Below are 17,396 nucleotides of genomic sequence, written 5' to 3' on the forward strand. Positions count from 1 at the left end.
GCAAATTAGGGGCATAGGCTGCAGATCTGCTGGGCGCCGCCGCGGCCGCGGAGCATCGCTCCACACGCGATCCTTATGTCGCACGGATTCGAAATCAACCACGCGCTACGTGTCTGAAAACCATTTCTAATCCGCCGGCTTTCGGCAAAGTGGTGGGAAAATCGGATGGCTGGGGACGCGATAGAGGCAAGCGGCCTCTGGCCGATATTCTAGCGATCGGCGTCCCGCTGGTAGCGACCCAACGGCGGGAGAGTGCGTTTTATCGGTGGACGCGCGGGAGGTGAGATGGGAAATCGCTCTTACCAGCCCAAGTGCTGGGGTGCCTCCAAGGACTTACAGAGCCTGTGGGCCTTCTTTCGACATGCCCTGGGAGGCCCAGGAGGATATGGCGCTGTCGGCGCGCCGCTCCTCGACATCGAATTCGCTGATCATCAGGCTCGACAGGATGACCGCATTGCGCGTTTGCGCCGCGAAACTTCTCTCGTAGCGGGCGGGAGCGAGTGCATATGTGCCGAAGAGGCCGACCTTCCGTCCCATAAAGTCCGTTTTCTCAAGAAAGCTCATCACCGGTGGAGCGACGGTGTTCCACCAGACCGGCCCCCCGACCAGGATCAGATCATAGTCCGATGCGCTGGGGAGATCACCCAGCAATGGCGGAAGCTCGCCGGTTTCGAGTTCGTATTTCGACTGCGCCGCCATGCGCTGCAGGTCGAGAGGGTAAGGATTTGCCATCGGGATCTCGAAAAGCCCGCCGCCGACGAGCGTCCGGATTTTTTCGGCAACGGATTTCGTGTGGCCCATATAGGAGTAATAGACGACCAGTGTCCTTGGCGCCTCGGCGGCAAAGCTCCATTTGGGGGCAGTGGCGACTGCCACCATCGAGGTGAGCATGGTGCGGCGAGAAAGTTGCATCGGCTTGCTCTCTTTTCTCAAGTGGCTTCGATGAGACAAGTGCGTTTGATCCGTATCCGTCACGCGCAATCTATTGCCTTGGGGCCGAGGCGCTGCTGAATGGCATCGTCCTTTGCGCCGGTGGCCGGCGGTGATGCGCAGCGCGCATGACCTCTTCGAGACGCCGTGCCAGAACAACGGGGTCGTTTTCACCCTCGTCAGCAAATCTCATCAGCTCCCGTGCGGCGGAGATCGCTGGTGGATCGGAAAATGTCAGCTCATGGTGAGAGCAGAAGGCTTCCAGCACCCGACGTAACGTTGCGATTTGCGATAGCTCCATAGCCAATTCCATATCCTCCAGTTGGGTTCGACATTGTCGACCAAGCGAGCGAATCTCGAGAAGCAGGATAGGCGGAGCATGTCTCAGCTTTGTGCCGAAGATGTAAGCGCGTGTCGCCGCGCGGCGGTTGTATGCGCCATCAGCATGCAGCCAGGCCTGTGATAGCAGCGCCAGACTTTCGCGGAGATGGGGCAACCTGCTCTGCAAGGGACCGCGCAGACTTCCGTCATCCTCATATCGGTGGATCGCCCCTGCTACGCCGCCTCATGCGAAGGTTTGCCGGCTGCGACAAAGCTGCGACAGCATGATATGTATTTGGTGGTGCGCGGCATATTTTTACGACAACTGAGGCGCAATCTGGTGGTCCGACGGAGCTCGGTATCCACCGGTTACAACTGCTCGGTCGTTGTGAAACTTTGATACACTTTTTTCGATGCGAGCCGGATTGGGCTTCTGTAAGGTGAATCAATACTCTGGAAATGGCCCATGCAAAAAGCAGCACATATCGCCGTCGTCGATGACCATGCGGATATACGAGATCTTGTCGGCCAATATCTTGAGCAGCACGGTTACAGGATAAGCGTGGCAGACAGCGGCGTCGCTCTGCGGCGGATCCTCGAGCGCAACGGCGTGGACCTTGTTGTTCTGGATGTCATGATGCCTGGCGAGGATGGGCTTTCCGTCTGTCGCCATCTGCGCGCGACGACGGATATTCCGATCATCTTTCTGACTGCAATGACCGAGGATACCGACCGCATCATCGGTCTTGAACTCGGCGCCGACGATTATCTGGTGAAGCCGTTCAATCCGCGTGAGCTTCTGGCCAGGATCAGGGCCGTCCTGCGCCGGGCAAACAGCCTGCCGCAGCAGCAGCGGGAAACATTGAAGAAGGCGAAGGTCGTGCGCGTCGGTCATTGGCGCATCAATATGGGGCGGCAGGAGCTTTCCGGGGACGATGGCGTCGGCGTACCGTTGAGCACAGCGGAATTCCGGCTTCTGAAGGTCTTCCTCGAACGTCCCGGCATGGTCCTCAGCCGCGAGCAGCTTCTCGATCTGACGGTCGGGAGGACGGCTGATATTTTCGATAGAAGCATCGACAATCAAGTGAGCCGGTTGCGTAAGAAAATCGAACCCGATCCGAAGAACCCCTCGGTCATCAAAACGCATTGGGGCGGCGGCTACAGCCTGTCGGTGGATGTGGGGTTCGAATGATCTATTGGTGGAGGAGGAGCCTTGCGGCTCAGCTGATCGGATTTACCCTGCTTGCCCTTGTGGTCTCGCAGGCTCTGACATTCATGATTTCCTGGGATGAACGCACCAAGGCGCTGCATGCTGCCATGAAGGGGGAGTTCTTCAGCAGGTGTGCCTCGATGACACGGCTGATGGAATCCATGCCGGTACCACTGCGCGAGCAGGCTCTTCTGGCGAGTGAAACCAGTTATTCCCGGTTCTGGCTCTCCAAGGAAGAGCCGATCGATGCGAATGCATGGCGTGGGCGCGCGGCAACGGAGCTTACGCGTCCGATCGAGAATTTTATCGATCTCGGCAGGAAATACGGTCTGCGCTCGAATTCCGTTACGGAGCGTCTGAGCTTCTCAGAGGTGACGACGGCAAACGCATCCGAGAACTGGGTCACTCCGCCGCTGGTTCTATGGAGCCTGCCGCGGCCTGCCAAGTTCGTTTACTTCGACGATCACAATGGCTACGGCTTGACCATTAAGCTCAACGACGGTGTGTGGCTGAACACGGCTTTCTATAAGAATATCAGTGATGGCTGGTGGGATTCGAAGTCGCTGACGTCCCTGGCTATCACCGCACTGATCCTGTCGCTTATCGGTATCTTCATTGCCAGTCGCATAGCACGTCCGTTGAGGCGGCTCGCGGTCTCCGCGGAAGCCTTGGGGCGAGGTGAAAACCTTCCGCCTTTGCCCGAAGAGGGGCCAGACGATATCAAGCGCACGGCTGAAGCATTCAACAAGATGCAGCAGCGTCTCCATCGCTTCGTTGATGATCGCACCAGAATGCTGGCCGCGATCGGCCATGATCTGAGGACGCCACTCACCTCGCTAAGATTGCGGGCCGAATTCGTCAAGGACGCCGATGTGCAGCAGAAGATGCTGGCGACCATCGACGAGCTTCAAGGCATGACCGAGGCGGCCATCTCCTTTGCGCGCGGCGAATCCACCACCGAGGAGACGCGTGCGATAGAGCTGGAGGCCCTTGTCGGCAGTATCTGTGACGATCTTGCCGATCTTGGCCTGCCCGTGGAATACATCGAAGGGCCAAAGACGACCTATCGGTGCCGGCCCGACGGGCTGCGCCGCGCCGTTCGCAATCTTGCAGAAAATGCCGTGCGCTACGGCGGTCATGCGAAGATCTATATCTGCCATTCGAGCGCTGCCATCGACATCATTATCGAAGACAATGGGCCTGGGATCCCCGAGGATATGAAGGAAAAGGTCTTCGTGCCGTTCTTTCGGCTTGAAACATCGAGGAACCGGGACACGGGTGGTGTCGGCCTTGGTCTTTCGATCGCCCGGGCAGTTGCGCGCCAGCATGGCGGCGATATTCTCCTGCAGCCGAACAATCCAGGCCTCAAGGCCATCATCTCGCTGCCACAGGAAGGCCATGTGCAGGCCTCCTCGCGGGCGAGCCGAAGAAAAAGACGATCGCCCAAGCTGGCGGAACAGGAAAGCTAGAGCATTTTCGCTTTTCTTCGAATCGCGAAAGCGCTCCAGCTCTTTGTTGTTACGCACTTCCAGACGGAAAACCGCTGCGCACTTTTCCTGGAAATGCGCCAGGCCGAACGTCCGCACGATCATTTCGGCCGAACATTGTCTATCGCATCTGCAGTACGATGGGGCTGCTGCTTGCCGGATCGGTGTGTGCTCGCAAGGCTTTCACATCGTCGGCGACGACTGGTCCGCCGTGATTTCCCCAGGACGACCGGACGAATGTCAGGACATCGGCGACCTGCTGATCGGAAAGCTGCTGCCTGAACGGAGGCATGCGGTAGGCGTCCGGAATGCCGCTCGCCACGACGCGGCCGGAGCCGTTCAGGGTCACGTTAATCTGTGACGCATTTTCCTTCGCAAGTGACGAGGTCGAACCGGCAAGCGGCGGAATCCACGGCGCTTTCCCGCGACCGTCAATGCCATGACAGAAGCTGCATTTGGCTATGAATGTCTGCGCGCCGGGGTTCTGTTGACCGGCAGGCACGGCGGCACTGTTTGCGGCGGCCTCGACATATTGCCAGGGCGTCCCGTCGCGGGCGGGGTCGCCGGGCAATGATTTCAGATAGTGGCTGATGGCCCTCAAGTCGTCATCGCTCATGAACTGCGTCGAATTGTTGAAGGCATCCGCCATGGAGCCGAAGACGACACCATGCTCGTTCCTGCCGTTCTTAAGGAAAGCGTAGATATCCTCTTCGCTCCACCGTCCGAGGCCGGTATTCGGATCGGCGCGTAGGCTCGGAGCGTACCAGCCGTCGAGAAGAGCGCCGGAGAGATAGAGCGGGCTGCTCTCATCAAGCGCCTTTTCCGCCATGGTGATCGCTCGGGGCGTATGACAGCTGCCGCAGTGTCCCGGTCCCTGGACGAGATAGGCGCCGCGATTCCAGCGCTCATCGCCGGCAGTCTTGGGCTGATAGGTTCCTGGCTCGGTGAAAACAGCGTTCCAGAGTGCGAGCGGCCAGCGCATGTTGAGCGGCCATTTGATGTCCGAGGGCTTGCTCGCCTGATGCACCGGCTCGACCCGGTTCATGAAATAGGCATAGAGCGCGCGAATGTCGTCGTCGTTCATCTTCACGTAGGAGGGATAGGGCATCGCCGGATAAAGGCGCTGCCCATCACGCGCCACGCCGTGGCGAACGGCTCGGTCGAAATCGGCGAGCGTATAGTTGCCGATGCCGGTTTCCTTGTCCGGCGTTATGTTCGTGGTGAAGATGGAGCCGAGCGGCGTCCCCATCTCCAGGCCTCCGGAAAAGGGAGCGCTTTTCGGCGTGCTGTGGCAGGCAACGCAGTCACCCAGGCGAGCGACATACTCGCCTTGTTGAAGCAACTGCTCCGATGGCGCTTGCGCTGCGGCGACGTTGTCGAAGGGAGATGCCGGCTTGCGGGTGACGAACCAGGTAAGGCCGCCAGCGACAAGTACGACGATCAAGAGAAGGACCAGAAGAAATTTCCTCAAGGGTGTGCCCTCATGTCTTTGCTTCAGGATTTCGTATTCGGCCATAAAGGGAGCCAAGCACGCCGGCTCTCGGGCCAAGAGAGGACCGGGAGCCGAAACTGTGCCAGGCGCAGCGTTAGCCGCGCCTTAGCTTTCAAAGGTGTAGTTGGAGAGCGGCATGCTGCGTATTCGCTTGCCGGTCAGCGTGGAAACCGCGTTTGCCACCGCCGGGGGAATGGCGGGAAGCCCCGGTTCGCCGATGCCACCCATCTCTGCTCCGCTTTCGACGATGCGAACATGCACGCGCGCCATGCGGTCGGGCGGCAGGATCGGATAGAGATCGTAATTGCGCGCCACGGGCTCGCCGTTCTTGTAGACGGCTTCCTCCATCAGCACCTGCGACAATCCAAGGGCCGAGGCCGAATTGATCTGCGCTTCGATGATCGCCGGATTGACGATGCTGCCGGGGTCGATGGCCTCCCAGACATCGTGCACGACGACCTGTCCGTTGTGGATGGAGACTTCGGTAATCGCCGCCGTGTGGCTGCCGAAGGGAGATGCCATGGCGACGCCGCGCGCACGGCGCGTGCCGTCTTGCGCGGTGAACGGCCCTCGCTTCCAGCCGCCGGAGAGATCGCCGACCGCTTTCAGCAGCTTGCTCAGCCGCTCATTTTTCGCCAGCAGCTTGGTGCGCAGCTCGTAAGGGTCCTGCCCGCCCTTGTCAGCCAGTTCATCCAGGAATGTCTCGTAAAAGAAGTCATTCATGGAATTGCCGACCGAACGCCAATAGGCAAGCATCGTCGGGTTTTTCACATAGATCTGCGCGATGCGGTAGTTCGGGATGGCGTATGACTTGCCGGTCAATCCTTCCAGCGCCGTCGGATCCAGCGAATCTTCTTTATGGCCGAAAACGCCCTCGGTCGGACCTTCGCAGGCGCTGATGGCTTCAAGAGCAATCGGCATGCCGGCGGCATCGAGCACGCCCCGGAAGCGGACAGCGGCCATCGGGCGCAGCGGATCGCGCAGGAACTCCTCCTCGCGGCTCCAGATGAGCTTGACCGGGCGCCCGACCGCCTTGGCAAGCTGGATGGCCTGCGGATAGGGATTGGCGGAGGGGTAGAGAAAGTGTCGCCCGAAAAAGCCGCCGAGAAGCGGGCTGTGGACCGTGACTTTCGATCCGTCGAGGCCGGTCAGCTTGGCAATATCAGCCTGGAATTGCTCCGGCGCCTGATTGGGCATCCAGACTTCCAGAGAGCCGTCCGGGTTGAAGCGCGCCAAGGTGGAGGGTGGCTCCAATTGTGCGTGATGCACATACTGGCTCTTGTAGGTGGCCGAGACGACGGTCTTTGCGCCCGAGAGAACCCCGGCGGTATCGCCGACATTCTCCGCATCCTTGCCGGGACCCGGCTCGTTTGCCAGCCGATCGCTGAAGGCCGTAGTCGAGAAGTCCGCCGGCATCTGGCGAAACGCCGGATTGGCATCCGGGCCAGGCTCTTTCCAATCGACCTGGGCCGCTTCGGCCGCGCGCTTCGCATTCCACCACCGCTCGGCAACCACGCCAACAGCGCCTTGCAGATTATGGACGGAATGAACGCCAGGCATTGCGCGGAGCTGGTCCTCATTGCGGATCCGTCCCACGATCAGGCCGAGGCGCGGAGCATGCTGGACCGCGGCATGCAGCATGCCGTCGACCTTGCAATCAATCGCGTAGATCGCCTTGCCGGTTGACTTGTCGTAGACATCCAGGCGTTCGACCGGCTTGCCGATCCAGCGGAACTGGCTCGGATCCCTGAGGGTAACGCTGGCGGGGTCCGGCACGGGAAGATCCAACGCCTCCGCTGCAACATCGCCATAGGCAAGGGAGCGTCCGGAAGCAGCATGGATTACGCGGCCCGGCTCCGTCGTCAGTTCGCCGATCGGCGCATCCAGGCGCTTGGCGGCTGCCTGCAGGATCATGTTGCGCGCCAGCGCGCCGAGCTTGCGCATGGTCTGGTAGCTCGTGCGCACCGACATGCTGCCGCCGGTGATGCGCATCTTGCCATAAACCACCAGATAATCGTTGCCCGTCGGCGCGTTTTCGACGACGAACATTTTTGGATCGACATCGAGCTCTTCGCCGACGATCTGGGCCATCGCCGTGAAAACGCCCTGGCCGCCTTCGACGAAGGGGCTCATGAAACGCACCGTATTGTCGGGGCGGATTTCCAGAAATGCGGGGACGCGCGTGCCCGGCGGCATCGTGGCCGCGGCCTGCTGTGCTCTCGCGGTACCGACCGGGACGCCGAAGCCGAGCACGAAGGCACCTACGGCAGCTCCAGCGGAAGCGAGAAGAAAGCCACGGCGTGAGATGTTGATCGGAGACCCGGTCGGGAATTCATCCTCAGGAACAAAATTCGGGCTGGGCTCGGTCATAGCGTCTCTCCTTCTTTGGAGGAAAGGTCTTTGACGGCCGCCTTGATCGCATTGTAAGTCCCGCATCGACAGAGGTTGATCATCGCCGCGGCGATCTCTTCGTCGGATGGATTGGGGCTTTGCTTCAGGAGCGCGGTCGCGGCGACGACCTGCCCCGATTGACAGTACCCGCATTGGGGAACCTGGTGCTTCACCCAGGCAGTGACCACCCGCTTGCCGATCGGGTCGTTCTCAAGCGCCTCGATCGTGGTGATCTGGCGCCCGACGACGCTATCGAGTGGCGTCACGCATGAGCGCACCACTTCTCCGTCGACCAGGACCGAACAGGCGCCGCATTGCGCCAGCCCGCAACCATATTTGGTTCCGGTCAGGCCGAGTTCGTCGCGAATGATCCAGAGAAGCGGCGTGTCGCCGTCGGACGTGACTTGGTAGGAATGGCTGTTGATCTGAAGATTCATCAAGCGTCTCCTGAGGCTTTTTGATTGCGAACCCTCAATGTCAGGCGCTGTTCGATGATCTGAATGCTCAACAAGCGGATGACGCTAGGCTCAGGCTCACAAGCCGGGACTATAACACTGAAGCGGCTTCGTCAGAAACACTAGAGTGTGAATCTCGATAGGATTTAGCTGTCTGATTCATAAGTCGGGGGCTCGGCTCCGTTTCATCGGTCATTGCGGGTCCGGCCTGGCCGAACCCGCAATGACCGAGAACGGCGACTAGCCGCTGTGACAAGGTCAATATTTGACCGGTTTAACGCATGATCGTGCAGCTGTGATCCTGCACATCCTCTCCACCCATGCCGGGCCGGGCGACGTCTGTCAGCACGATGAAGCCGGGGCCATCGGTGAAGTCGGCGCCGACAACGACGAGATTATGGTCGCCCATTTCCTTTGCCGGGTCCTTCAGCGTCTTGGCAAGTGCCGTGAAGGGATTGAAATCGCCCAATGTCTCGCCCTTGACGCGCAGAGCTGCAAACTGATGGCCGGCGACGGTATCGGGAAGGGGCGCCCATTCGGTTCCGATATGATCGGCATCTGCCTTCAAGGCCGCGCGAGCATCGGCGCTCAGGCAGTCCATGTGGATGTGTAGCTGGTTCTGTGAGCGGGCTTGTTCTGCATTGACGGCAAGGCTCATCCCGTCGCGCGGGACGGCATGCGGCAATCGGGCGTCGACATCGCCATGCTCAGCCCAGGCATCGGCGAAAAAGTTGTGTGTCGCGGGGTCGAGGAGGGCCGGGCTTTCCATGCCGGTGATCTTGTCTGTGGGGATCAGGAGAGTTTGGGCGACGCCTCTCAGGTCCTTCAATATGGCATAATGTTCTGTGGTGTTGACCGAGAGGCATGGAGCGGTTTGCACGACGCACTTGTCATGCACGATTTTCCACAGGACATCGGAATCGGCAAAGGCAGGGGCAAAGAGAAGGGGAAGAAAGGATACGGCAAGAGCCGTGACGCGGCGGGGCAATGTCATGCACGAAGTTCCCTTGTTCGAACAGCTTGGGCATTCCTCGAAATTAGCTGAAACATAGCGTCAGCCTGTGAGGTCGTTATGACGGCATGATGGCGAAAGCCCAAGCCAATGCCGGGATCGGCGCCGCAAAGATGCGGATATCAGTTTCGCTTCATCGTCGCCTAATGCCGCCTTCAGTTTGGTTGCCTAAATGGCAGGAGCCGGGGAAACCATGCCTCGCTCCGGGATTGAAAGGTCGCGACCGTATCCAGTCCCGTGATCCTTCAGATGCCTGCGACGAGGTGTTCGCAATGCTCTATCGCCGCAATCCTGCCGCGGAGCAAAATCATCAGGAGCTTAAAATGGGTATCGGAAAACTGATTGAAGAAGTAGCGGGTGCCGTCGCAGCGGAAGATGCCGTTGATGCTGTCGACCCGAATGCGGGTTTCCTCACGAAAGCAGCGGCTGCGGTCGCGGGCTTTGAGGGCGTCAATAAACTGACCGACGTGCTGAAAGAAAAAGAACAGGAGCCGAGCGCCGAAAATAGCGGCGACCAGAACGGCTAACTGCTGGGCTGCTGTCCTCATATCCGTAACGAATTTGAAAGCCGGGCTCGTCCCGGCTTTTTTCATGAGGTTGCCGCTGCCAAGAGCGGTTTTGCTCAAGCATCCGGGCTTGACGAAAATAAACCAGGCATTAGTTTAAACGGAGGCTCCTCCGTTTATATGAGGCGCTGTCCACGCCTTAATTCAGATGAGCGCCCGCTATTATATCGAAAAGCCTTCGGCCTCGTCTTCCTGAAAAATCATATAGCAACCGGTAGGCCGTCGAACAGATTCTTCCAGATTTCGGAGGTCTTACCTTCGTGACGATAGCAGGAGCTTATCATGACACGAACCATCCACATCGCACTCGATATCAACGGGCAGCGGTTCGAGCTCGATCTCGAACCGCGCGTCACGCTGCTTGATGCGCTACGCGAGCATCTCTCGCTCACTGGCACCAAGAAGGGCTGCGACCAGGGACAGTGCGGCGCTTGCACCTGTCATATCGACGGCAAGCGCGTGCTTTCCTGTCTGACGCTGGCCGCACAGGCTGAAGGACGCGAGATAACGACGATCGAGGGTCTCATCGGCGAAGGCGACGATCTGCATCCTGTCCAGGCCGCTTTCATCGAACACGATGCCTTCCAGTGCGGCTACTGCACGCCGGGCCAGATCATGTCTGCAGTTGCCTGCATTCGCGAGGGTCATGCCGGCTCCGACACGGAGATCCGCGAATATATGTCCGGCAATCTCTGTCGGTGCGGGGCCTATAACAGCATCGTTGCGGCGGTGCGCGAAGCCGCGGAGGCAGCGTGATGCGAGATTTTTCCTATTTCCGCGCCACATCGGCCGCCGAAGCCGGCAAGGCCGCGCAGCAGGCTGGCGCCATGCTGCTTGCCGGCGGCACCACCTTGCTTGATCTTGCCAAATGCGGGGTGAGCGAGCCTGACACCGTCATCGATATCACCCATCTCTCCGGTATGAGTGGCATTGCCGTCGATGCCGCGGGCGCCAGGATCGGTGCGCTCGCCAGGATGAGCGAGGTGGCCGACCACAGGGATATCCAGGCGGCGTTTCCTGCCGTGTCGGAATCGCTGTCTCTTGCCGCTTCCGCCCAGCTTCGCAACATGGCGACGATCGGCGGCAATCTCCTGCAGCGGACCCGTTGTTCCTATTTCCGCGATCCAGGGACCTTTCCGGCCTGCAACAAGCGCAATCCGGGCTCCGGCTGTGCGGCGATCGGCGGCGTCACGCGCAATCACGCCGTGCTTGGCACAAGCGACGCCTGCATCGCCTCCTATCCCGGCGATCTTGCGGTTGCGCTGGTCGCCTTCGATGCGGTCGTGGAGCTTGCGGATCGCAGGATGACTGTCGACGAGCTCTTCCTGGTGCCCGGCGAGACGCCGGATCGGGAGACGCTGTTACAGCGGGGCGAAATGATCACCGGCATCACCATTCCTGCTTCCGCCGCTGCTCGCAACTCGACCTATATCAAGGTCCGCGACCGGCAGTCCTATGAATTCGCCGCGGCAAGTGCTGCCGTTGGCCTCGAGCTCGAAGCCGATGGCAAGACGGTCCGCGACATCCGCGTGGCAATTGGGGGTGTCGCCACCAAGCCATGGCGCGCTCGCGCCGTGGAGCAGGCGCTGATCGGTAAGGCTCTTAATCTCGAAAGCGTGGAGAAAGCCAGCCGCTTCGCCGTGGAAGGAGCGGTTGCCCATGGCGGTAACCACTACAAGATCGAGCTTGCGCCACGCGTTGTCGCGCGCGCCATTCTGAAAATGGGAGGTCTCGCATGACCACGATGGAACCGCGCAAACACGGCGATGCATCCGACGGTACCGTCGGCGGCCGTCAATCCCGCTTCGAAGGCCGCATGAAGGTGACGGGAACTGCGACCTACGCGCTGGAATATCCGGTCGAAGACCTTGCCTATGCCGTCCTTGTCCAAAGCACGATTCCGGCCGGTCGTGTCGTGAAGGTCGATACATCGGCAGCGCTGGCAATGCCGGGCGTCCTCCTGGTGCTGACACCGGAGGATGATCTGGGTCTCAAACTCGGCGCAGACTGGGGCGGTAACAAGCCTGCAGAGGGGCCTTATTATCCGTTGCCACGCGAAGTCCAGTTCAACGGCCAGTCGATTGCCGCTGTCGTCGCCGAAAGCCGCGAACAGGCCACGGAAGCGGCCAGGCTGGTGCGTATCACCTACGAACAGAGCCAGCACGTCGCCGATCTTAACGACCCAAATGCCGGCGAGGGCAAGCTTGTGGACGCCCTTTCTTCGGCCTGGGGAGATGCCGAGGCTGCGCTTGCGGCCTCACCGATCAAGATCGAAGCTGAATACTCCACGCCGCGCGAATATCACGTTGCGATGGAACCGCATGGGCTGACGGCGAAATGGGACGGCGACCAGCTGACGATCTGGGAGCCAAGCCAATGGTCGCACGGCATGGCACGCATGTATTCCGAATGGTTCGACATGCCCTACGAAAATGTCCGGATCATCTCGCCCTTCATTGGTGGCGGTTTCGGATCGAAGGGGCAGCCGCTGGCCTATGGTGCGGTCGCAATCGCAGCCGCGAGGAAGCTCGCTCGGCCGGTGAAGCTTGCGGTCACGCGCCCGCAGAATTTCACCAGCTATGGCGGCCGCGCCGGAACCAGGCAGAAGATCGCGCTCGGCGCGACCGAAGATGGCATCCTGCAGGCGATCGTTCATCGCGGCGCCAGCGAGACGTCCATGTCCGCGGACTGGCCGGAGCAGACGGGGGCGGCAACGGCCGTTCTCTACAAGGTGGAGAATTTCTCCTCGCAGCATCGCGTCGTGCCGGTCAACAGCGTGACGCCGGGAGCCCTGCGCGGGCCGGGCAAGAATCCGAGCGCCTATGGCATCGAATGCGCCATGGAAGAGCTTGCCTACAAGCTCGGCATGGACCCGCTCGAACTCCGACTAAAGAACTACGCCGATCACGACTATCAATCCGGCAAACCCTGGTCGACGCGCCGGTTACGTGAAGCATTGACCGAAGGGGCGGAAGCCTTCGGCTGGTCGCGGCGAAGCCATGCGCCGCGCTCCATGCGCGATGGCAAGACCCTGATCGGCTGGGGCATCGGCTGCGGCACCTTCCCGGTCATCCGGGCGCCGAGCGAGGCGATGATCCGCATTCTTTCGAGCGGCAGGGTCGAGGTCGTCAGCGGCGCCATCGACATGGGGCAGGGGACCTATACGATCCTTGCCCAGAGTGCCGCAGATGTCTTCGGCATTCCGGTCGATCAGGTCGAGGTCTATCTCGGCGATTCACGGCTGCCGGGTTCGGCGATTGCCGGTGGCTCGATGCTGGCCGGGTCTATCATGGGCGCGGTACACAAGGCGGCAATTGCCGCGCGTGACGAACTCATCGGCCTTGCCCTCAGCGATGCCAATTCGCCGTTCCGCGATAGCGGGGCGAACACGCTGAACTTCGCGGACGGGCGCATTGCCTCACCTCGTGGCGAAACGCCTTCGTTGACCTTGGCGTCGCTGATGTCTGCGCTCAAGCGAGAGGAGATCGAAGTTCGGCGCAATACCTTGCCGGAAGGTGCGAGCGCCCAGGAACAGGTGCAGGCATGGACGACCATGGCCAAGGTGCAGGGGCCGACGATGGGCGATTATTCCATGCACAGCTGGTGCGCCCATTTCGCCGAGGTGCGGATCGATGAAGATTTCGGCACGGTGCGCGTCTCCCGCATGGTGTCCGCCTTCGATTGCGGCCGCCTCTACAATCCGCGGCTGGTCGAGAGCCAGTGGCGGGGCGGCATCATCATGGGCATCGGCCAGGCGCTTCTGGAGGAAGGGCTGGTTGACGTGCGCAACGGGCGGACCGTCAACAATAATGTCGGCGATTACCTCGTACCGACGAATTCGGACATACCGGATTTGCAGGTGATCTCTGTCGGAGTGCCGGACCATAACGCCTCGGCATTGGGCGGCAAGGGCGTCGGCGAGGTGGGCATTGTCGGCGTTGCACCGGCGATTGCCAACGCCGTATTCCATGCGACAGGCAAGCGCATTCGCGACTTGCCGATCACGCTGGAAAAGCTGCTTTAGAGGTGAATTGAATTGGGCCGCATGATGCAAATATGCGGCCCAAGCGACCAATACGGAAATCATATCGCACCGATAGCGTTGCCGTTTCGGCAACGACCGAGCCGAAAATCGGTGCTTCTTCAGAACGCTATTGTTTGTCATAGTTTGTTGAAAGCGCCCTTGAGAGCGCTGTGAGGCGAACTCCATGGCTTACGTCATTACCGAGCCCTGCATCGATATCAAGGATGGCGATTGCACGGTCGCCTGCCCTGTAGACTGCATCTACGAGGGCGGCCGGATGTTCTACATTCACCCGGAAGAGTGCATCAATTGTGGGCTCTGCCTTTCCGTCTGTCCGGTCGATGCGATCCTGTGGGATCAGGAGATGCCGGCGGAGCGGCTGATCCTCCGCGACGTCAACCGCGATTTCTTTGCCGATGAGGTCACAGGCTGGGGCGCTCCCGGCGGCTGGGACAAGAGCCGAACAACCAGCCAGGATCACCCCTTTGTCGCCGCCTATCGCGTACCTTCTGAAAACCGCTTGTGAGACCATGTGAGGAGTCTTCTCGTGACGAAAACCCGGATTGCCGGCGTGATTGCCGCCGTGCCGACGCCCTTTGATCATCGTGGTGATATCGACAGCGAGGCCTTCATCGAACATGCCCGCTGGTGCCTCGAAAACGGCTGCGATTTCCTGAATGTGCTGGGAACGACCGGCGAGGCCAATTCGCTCTCGGCCTCGCAACGCAGCGCACTGATGACGACAGCAGCTCGCGGACTGGATGGCGCCAGAATGATGGTCGGCACGGGGACGCCGGATATGGAAACCACGGTCGCGCTGACGCGCAGGGCCTTCGATCTCGGTTTCTCAGCCGCGCTCGTCCTGCCGCCCTACTACTATAAGCCGGTTGATCAGCATGGGCTATTCGTCTGGTTTGCAGAGCTTATCCGCCTGACGGCCGAGACGCCGATTGCGATCTATCTCTATAATTTCCCGCAATTGACTGGAATCGAGTTTTCGCCAGCGCTGTCTGCCCGGCTTGCGGAGACCTTTCCCGAGAGGATCCACGGGATGAAGGACAGTTCCGGCAATCTCGCCTATGCGCGCGAACTTGCCAAGATTACCGGCTTCGCGGTCTTCCCAAGCACCGAGGCCGCGCTCGCCGATGCCAGCCGCGATGGTTATGCCGGATGCATCTCCGCTACCGTCAACATCGATCCCCGCTCGTCGCAGCAGCTATGGCGTGATCAGGAGAATGTTGCGCTGCTGGAGCAGGTTCGCGGCCTGCGGCAGGCCATTGCCGCTAATCCCCTTATTCCTGCGGTCAAATATCTTGTCGGCAAGCGCACCGGAAATGCCGGATGGAGGAGAGTGCTGCCGCCGCAATTGGAGATTACCGACGAGGCGAGGCTGGAGAGCCTCGATGACTTGCGGATCGGCGTGCTGACTGAAGCGTGATGTGGCCTTGGCCCGGTATCAGTAGATGCCGGGCAACGTGGCATAATAGGTGCGCGTCGCTTCCGACAAAACGCGGGCAAGAGGCCATTGCTTCTCCAGTCGCGGCAGGTCGGCTTTTGCCTGTACCCGCAATTCGCGCAAGGCAACGTCGAAATCGATACGGATCAGTTTGCCGTCGCGCATCACCTCACGATCCGAAACGATCAGCCCCTTGAAATATCTGGCGCTCATGCGCGTCAACAGCACTTCCGCCTCCTACTGTTGATGACATGAGTGCCGACGCGGATGACGGCGTCTTAGAGGCATCTCCATTGGCATCCAAGGTGTCGAGGTGCTTGATGGTCTCTGGGAGCGCACAATTTCATTTACACTTGTGAGATAGCTTAACGCTCTGATCTGTGTGATCGATGTTGACCATTGCAGATCTGCTCGCAACCATCCAACCTCGCCAGGTGCAAAAGGCATATATCCAGTAGCTGCCTATCGACAAACGGTATGAAATCCAAGCTGATGATGTTCTTTAGCAAGAAGCCTACCATTCGCTCCAGCTTAATCAGCTTGGTAATGGCGTGCATCATTCCCGCGGGATTGGCTGAAGCAGGGCTTGCTTATCATTCTTTCAGAGTGGAGCAACAACAACTGCTTGACGATACTCTGGCTACGGCGCGTGCGCTGACTGGAGCCCTCGATCGCCAAATGCTCGCTGCCCAGGGCGCTCTTGTAGCACTCGCAACTTCGCCGGCTCTGACCTCCGGCGATCATCGCACCTTTTACGATCAAGCCAAAGAGGTGCAGGATCAGCAACAGGCTGACAATGTGGTTTTGAGCGAACCGTCTGGGCAGCAGATTATTAATACGCTTGTTTCCTACGGAACAGCACTGCCTATGAGCCGCTCGCCGCGATTCGATAAATTGCTTGAGGCCGACCGCCCCATAATCACGGATCTATTTATCGGAGCGGTCAGCAAGGAGCCTCACTTCTCCATACAGATGCCCGTTCGCCGTAGCGGTCGGGTTGTCTATACGCTGACAATCGGGATATTCCCAAAGCGTATCGCCGAAATCCTGCCGAGGCAGAACACGTACCCCGGTCAAGTTTCCGGCATCCTCGACAGCAGCGGCGTCATCGTCGCACGCTCGAAAGGCCAGGATCAATACGTCGGAAAAACAGTTCCTTCGGAGATTCTCGATCAGGTTTCGCATCGAGACGAGGGGTATTTCCCAACGATAATGGCCGACGGAACGCCGGCGATCTTGTTGTTCAGCCGATCACCCGCCACACATTGGATTACATATCTAACTATTCCTCAGCCGTTCTTTACACAAAAGCTTTGGGACTCATTAAAATGGGTGATCCTCATCCCGTTGCTTTTTGCTGTAATAGCGCTGATCTACGTCTGGATTGTCGGTGGCGCGATCGCGAAGTCGATTACCGATTTGATAACCCCGGCCTTGGCCCTTGGCTACGGTCAAAAGATCGAGCTTCAGCCCCTCTACCTGCGGGAGGCGGACGAAGTTGGCAAGGCGCTTGTGGAGGCGTCCTCAATTTTGCGCGCGGCACGGCATGAGGCGCAGCACGATAAGCTGACCGGCTTGGCGAACCGAACGCTGCTCGACGAAAGACTTCAGCAGCAATTGGTCTGGTGCAAGCAAAAGCAACTCAGCATGGCGGTTCTGTACATCGACCTGGATGGATTTAAGGCCGTCAATGACAGTCATGGCCATGAGGTCGGGGACAGGTTGTTATGTTCCGTAGCGTCGCGCCTTGGTGCTATTGTTGCATCCTCCGATCTTGCCGCCAGAATGGGAGGCGACGAATTCGTGATACTGCTGACCGAAAGTAACGCCGCCGAGGCGCGGGAGGTGGCCGACAAGATCATTCATCTTGTCTCTGCTCCGTATCATTTTGAAGATCTGACTATCTCCATTTCGGCCAGTGTAGGGATCGCTAAATTTCCTGACGATGGGCCGACAGCCCAAGCTCTTCTTGGAGCTGCCGACGAGGCTATGTATGCGGACAAGCGGAACGGCAGGCTTGCCGCTGCATAGTCGCACCGTTGATGACACTGT

At 59.6% G+C, this 17,396-nt stretch carries 15 protein-coding genes; 9 read left to right on the forward strand and 6 right to left on the reverse strand.

Annotated features, from left to right (window positions below):
* Positions 1-333: 333 nt before the first annotated feature.
* Positions 334-912 carry a flavodoxin gene (locus tag BSK43_RS33800; RefSeq protein ID WP_077470170.1) on the reverse strand — a complete coding sequence of 193 codons (579 nt, stop codon included), beginning with the start codon at positions 910-912 and terminating at the stop codon, positions 334-336.
* An 805-nt stretch (positions 913-1,717) separates the two neighbouring features.
* Between BSK43_RS33800 and BSK43_RS33805 the strand changes: the two genes are divergently transcribed.
* Positions 1,718-2,443: a response regulator gene (locus BSK43_RS33805; RefSeq protein ID WP_077470172.1), complete on the forward strand. Its 726-nt coding sequence runs from the start codon at positions 1,718-1,720 to the stop codon at positions 2,441-2,443.
* Positions 2,440-3,930, forward strand: a complete 1,491-nt coding sequence (locus BSK43_RS33810) for a HAMP domain-containing sensor histidine kinase (protein ID WP_077470173.1) — start codon at positions 2,440-2,442, stop codon at positions 3,928-3,930. Before BSK43_RS33805 ends, BSK43_RS33810 begins: the two co-directional genes overlap by 4 nt.
* Positions 3,931-4,069: 139 nt before the next feature.
* On the opposite strand, the gene BSK43_RS33815 is transcribed toward BSK43_RS33810, so the two are convergent.
* The 4 genes from BSK43_RS33815 to BSK43_RS33830 all read right to left on the reverse strand — a co-directional run bounded on the left by BSK43_RS33815 (position 4,070) and on the right by BSK43_RS33830 (position 9,280).
* Positions 4,070-5,419: a cytochrome c gene (locus tag BSK43_RS33815; protein WP_205910689.1), complete on the reverse strand. Its 1,350-nt coding sequence runs from the start codon at positions 5,417-5,419 to the stop codon at positions 4,070-4,072.
* Positions 5,420-5,545: 126 nt separating this feature from the next.
* The gene (locus tag BSK43_RS33820; protein ID WP_077470175.1) at positions 5,546-7,810 is read right to left on the reverse strand and encodes a xanthine dehydrogenase family protein molybdopterin-binding subunit; all 2,265 of its coding nucleotides are present in this window, start codon (positions 7,808-7,810) and stop codon (positions 5,546-5,548) included.
* On the reverse strand, positions 7,807-8,268 hold the full coding sequence (locus BSK43_RS33825) for a (2Fe-2S)-binding protein (RefSeq protein ID WP_077470176.1): 462 nt from the start codon (positions 8,266-8,268) through the stop codon (positions 7,807-7,809). The genes BSK43_RS33820 and BSK43_RS33825 overlap by 4 nt, the downstream gene beginning before the upstream one ends.
* 292 nt (positions 8,269-8,560) lie before the next feature.
* On the reverse strand, positions 8,561-9,280 hold the full coding sequence (locus BSK43_RS33830; RefSeq protein ID WP_077470177.1) for a CDP-diacylglycerol diphosphatase: 720 nt from the start codon (positions 9,278-9,280) through the stop codon (positions 8,561-8,563).
* A gap of 86 nt (positions 9,281-9,366) precedes the next feature.
* Here BSK43_RS33830 and BSK43_RS35930 point away from each other — a divergent pair, with 86 nt between their 5' ends.
* The 6 genes from BSK43_RS35930 to BSK43_RS33860 all read left to right on the forward strand — a co-directional run bounded on the left by BSK43_RS35930 (position 9,367) and on the right by BSK43_RS33860 (position 15,326).
* Positions 9,367-9,825, forward strand: coding sequence for a hypothetical protein (locus BSK43_RS35930; RefSeq protein WP_246662776.1), 459 nt, complete (start codon positions 9,367-9,369; stop codon positions 9,823-9,825).
* Between the two features lie 321 nt (positions 9,826-10,146).
* Complete coding sequence (locus BSK43_RS33840; RefSeq protein ID WP_077470178.1) at positions 10,147-10,620, forward strand: (2Fe-2S)-binding protein; 474 nt, start codon at positions 10,147-10,149, stop codon at positions 10,618-10,620.
* Complete coding sequence (locus BSK43_RS33845; RefSeq protein WP_077470179.1) at positions 10,620-11,603, forward strand: xanthine dehydrogenase family protein subunit M; 984 nt, start codon at positions 10,620-10,622, stop codon at positions 11,601-11,603. The genes BSK43_RS33840 and BSK43_RS33845 overlap by 1 nt, the downstream gene beginning before the upstream one ends.
* Entirely contained in the window at positions 11,600-13,888 is a 2,289-nt protein-coding gene (locus tag BSK43_RS33850) for a xanthine dehydrogenase family protein molybdopterin-binding subunit (RefSeq protein ID WP_077470180.1), read from the forward strand. The genes BSK43_RS33845 and BSK43_RS33850 overlap by 4 nt, the downstream gene beginning before the upstream one ends.
* Before the next feature lie 184 nt (positions 13,889-14,072).
* Positions 14,073-14,414, forward strand: coding sequence for a ferredoxin (gene fdxA / locus BSK43_RS33855; RefSeq protein WP_077470181.1), 342 nt, complete (start codon positions 14,073-14,075; stop codon positions 14,412-14,414).
* Between the two features lie 21 nt (positions 14,415-14,435).
* Complete coding sequence (locus BSK43_RS33860) at positions 14,436-15,326, forward strand: dihydrodipicolinate synthase family protein (RefSeq protein ID WP_077470182.1); 891 nt, start codon at positions 14,436-14,438, stop codon at positions 15,324-15,326.
* An 18-nt stretch (positions 15,327-15,344) separates the two neighbouring features.
* On the opposite strand, the gene BSK43_RS33865 is transcribed toward BSK43_RS33860, so the two are convergent.
* Positions 15,345-15,572: a hypothetical protein gene (locus tag BSK43_RS33865; RefSeq protein ID WP_077470183.1), complete on the reverse strand. Its 228-nt coding sequence runs from the start codon at positions 15,570-15,572 to the stop codon at positions 15,345-15,347.
* Positions 15,573-15,821: 249 nt separating this feature from the next.
* Here BSK43_RS33865 and BSK43_RS33870 point away from each other — a divergent pair, with 249 nt between their 5' ends.
* On the forward strand, positions 15,822-17,375 hold the full coding sequence (locus BSK43_RS33870; RefSeq protein WP_077470184.1) for a sensor domain-containing diguanylate cyclase: 1,554 nt from the start codon (positions 15,822-15,824) through the stop codon (positions 17,373-17,375).
* The last annotated feature ends 21 nt before the right edge of the window (positions 17,376-17,396 follow it).

Source organism: Rhizobium sp. P44RR-XXIV (assembly GCF_001999485.2).
GTDB lineage: Bacteria > Pseudomonadota > Alphaproteobacteria > Rhizobiales > Rhizobiaceae > Rhizobium.